Annotated in this window: 3 protein-coding genes; 2 read left to right on the top strand and 1 reads right to left on the bottom strand. The window is 59.2% G+C overall.

From position 1 onward, the window contains the following. Together WEA77_RS09285 and WEA77_RS09280 are read left to right on the top strand one after the other, a co-directional pair. A partial coding sequence (locus tag WEA77_RS09285; RefSeq protein WP_368067597.1) for an oxygenase MpaB family protein occupies positions 1 to 453 on the top strand: 453 nt, incomplete at its 5' end. Further along, positions 450 to 1,658 carry an acyl-CoA dehydrogenase family protein gene (locus tag WEA77_RS09280; protein WP_368067596.1) on the top strand — a complete coding sequence of 403 codons (1,209 nt, stop codon included), beginning with the start codon at positions 450 to 452 and terminating at the stop codon, positions 1,656 to 1,658. The genes WEA77_RS09285 and WEA77_RS09280, both read left to right, overlap by 4 nt. Positions 1,659 to 2,151: 493 nt before the next feature. Here the strand turns inward: WEA77_RS09280 and WEA77_RS09275 are convergent, their stop codons facing one another. After that, positions 2,152 to 2,880, bottom strand: coding sequence for a FecR domain-containing protein (locus WEA77_RS09275; RefSeq protein ID WP_368067595.1), 729 nt, complete (start codon positions 2,878 to 2,880; stop codon positions 2,152 to 2,154). Positions 2,881 to 3,127: the final 247 nt, after the last annotated feature.

Below are 3,127 nucleotides of genomic sequence, written 5' to 3'. Positions count from 1 at the left end.
GAAGGTGAGGTCGTCGCTGGTCTCTATGGGGTTCAGCAGAAGATCCACTCGGCCGAAGACTTTATGGCGATGATGCACGCGCTCCTGCCCGGGTTTGAACCCCATCCGATCAACACCGAATTCCTCAGCATAATGAAATCCGGGCGCGCCGCGCCCGGCATTCCGAAGGGCCTGCAAAGCGCCCTGGTCAATGCCGCAGTTGAAATCCTGCCGCCCGCCGTGCGCGGGCGCCTCGGCCTTGGCGGCGAGTATGATCTCTCGCCGGCTGGCCGCTTCGCCGTAAAGTCCGTGGCGTACATCGCCGAAAACGTTCCGGATACGATGGGTCCACACGCCCAGGCCTGCCAAAGACTGGGCTTACCGCGGTCTTTCCTCTGGAAAAGCCAGGCAGAACGCGCCCGCCTTCTCGAAGCCGTCCTAACACGCCCACCTGCAAAGAAAGTCACCCCATGAAACTCGCCTTCACCCGGGAAGAAGAAACTTTCAGAGACGAGGTCCGAAATTTTCTCGAAGAGAACCTGAGCGCCGACCTTCGCGCGTATGCGCGCCGCATGACCAGCGTCTACTCGTCAAAGGAAATTGCGCTCGAATGGCAGCGCATTCTCGTCAAGCAAGGCTGGGCCGCGCCGTCCTGGCCGGCCGAATATGGCGGCACAAGCTGGAGCGTCGCCAAGCGCTACATCTTCGACGTGGAGATGGCCCGCGCCGGCGCCCCGGGCCTTTCACCCATGGGCATCGGCATGTGTGGCCCGGCCCTGATCGGCCATGGCTCCAAGGCGCAGAAAGATCACTACCTCCACCGCATCCTCTCAGCCGAAGACTATTGGTGCCAGGGCTATTCAGAGCCACATGCAGGTTCGGATCTCGCTGCGCTCACCATGTCTGCTGTCGATGACGGCGACGCCTATGTCTGCAATGGTTCAAAAATCTGGACGACGCACGCCCACGAAGCCAACATGATGTTCTGCCTTGTGCGGACAGATTCTTCCGGCAAACTGCAGCAGGGCATAACCTTCATCCTGATCGACATGACCTCTCCCGGCGTGCGGGTCGACCGGATCCTTATGCTGTCGGGCGAGCATATCCAGAACGCTGTCTTCTTCACGAATGTCCGCGTGCCCAAGGCCAATGTGATCGGTAAGGTCAATGAAGGCTGGACCGTCGCGAAATACCTGCTCGAATTCGAACGCGGGGGCTCTTCCTACGGCCCTCGCCTCCTCGCACGCCTTCGCAGCCTGCGCCAGACTGCCGCCGAAGAAGGCCTCCTCGATGCCGGCTTTGCCCGAAAGCTCTCGCAGGCTGAAGCCGAAGCGCAAACACTCGAAGCGGCTGAGCTTCAGATGATGTCGGAACTGGCGGGTGGCGGCACGCCGGGCCTCAAGGCCTCGATGATGAAGATCCGCGGCACGGAACTCAGCCAGCACCTGACCGAACTCGCTCTCGAACTTGCAGGCGCCTATGCCGCCCCTTTCCAGCCGCACCATACTTCTCCAGGCGGGCCGGTTCCTGGTTACGAGGGTCTGAACACGCCTCTTGTCGGCCCCGAAAGCGCCGTTACGGTCGGCGCGAAATACCTGAACGACCGAGCCGGTTCGATCTATGCCGGCTCAAACGAAATCCAGCGCGGAATCCTATCAAAAGGCCAGCTCGGACTTTAAAGAACGCTACCTACCTGCCCTGCTCCCCCCGGGCTGCCAGCGCCGGGTCCGAAAGGTTGAGCCCGCGCTGAAGAAAACACGTCCGCTTCGCGGACACGTGGCATCTGGATCAATGATCAGAGAGTACTTGATCTTTGCTGACGGGTGCGGGTCAGAGCGCGGGAGCCTGAATTGCCGTATCAATGGCCCCACTGCGCGGCCTTTGCCGCGAAACCATCAGAATACTTCTGAATGGTGGCTGCCAGTAACATCCCGAACCTGTTCGGCGGATGCGCTTGGTTTTCTGAGCCAGTTCCGTTGCAATCGCGACCAGATGACCCGCGGAGGAAGCCCGGATCCTTGAGGGATTTCGGGCGACCGGCGAGCCAGGCTCAAAGAGCGGATAAGACCAGATGCACGATTGCAATGTTCGGCCTCTTTCCGAAGGGGACCTCGACAGCATCTGCGCATGCAGTTGCGATCAAGGCCCCGCCTTTTCTGCGCACTGGACGGATTACTGTTTACCGGTCGTCAAGGGCTTGAATACGCCGACTGGGTTTACCTTCGAGGATGAAGACCGTCCGGTCGTATTTGACATGCCCTCAGACGAAGCATCCGAAGGGGTTTCAAGGCCTGCTTCCGCCGGATATGGCGAGCGGATGGTTTTTGCATCGGCGCCAAGTACAACCAGCAATTGGCGATCGCCCGCGTCAACCCGCGCAATACGTCCCGGGACAATCAGATCGGACGCTCCCCCATCAAGTGTGGAGACTTCGACCTTGCCTTCAGTCACCTGCACTCTGGCGCCTGTGTCTGATACGGTCACGTTGAACGTCGTGCCTTTGACGACAGCGGCGAGGTAAGGTGTATTAACGCCGAAGTTAACGGTTTCCTTCTTCTCGATTTTGTATTCTGCGCTGCCGAAAGCCTGGAAGATCTGGGTTTTCTGATCAGCCGCATTGGGGACAGAAATCTTGATACGGCTCTTGGGACCCAGGATCACGTATTCGGCGCCGCGCACAATAACGGCGCGGCCGACCTCGCCTGTTTCAACAACGTCGCCCGGGTTCAGGACCAGGCCGCGCTCTGCCGGGGCAACAACTCCGCCGGCATCAATGCTGACCTCGCCGCTCCGTTCGGATACTTCCCAGACTTTTGGCGAAGCCTGGGCTGGAGACGCCAGGAGAATACTTGCGAGAGCGCCGGCCAGAGACGTCCGAAGCAGGTTCAAGAAAATACGCATAGGTTGCCGATCCAGATCTAGTTACATACTAAATTTCAGTCCGGATTTTGCCCGCCATGGAATAACAGTCCGTGAAATATTTCAGATAATTGAATTAACCAAAAGGTGGAAAATCTGGCCTGTGCCAGCGCCCCGAGGCGTGGGGTAATTCGTGCACGCCGTCTCGGCTGCGGTGATGGTTTCAGTTGCCCGCGCCGGGCAGACTGAGAACAGGGTTATCGACGATCCTGGCGAGACTTTCCAGTGA

Source organism: Hyphomonas sp. (assembly GCF_040882205.1).
GTDB lineage: Bacteria > Pseudomonadota > Alphaproteobacteria > Caulobacterales > Hyphomonadaceae > Hyphomonas.
This window is presented reverse-complemented; position numbering and strand designations above follow the sequence as displayed.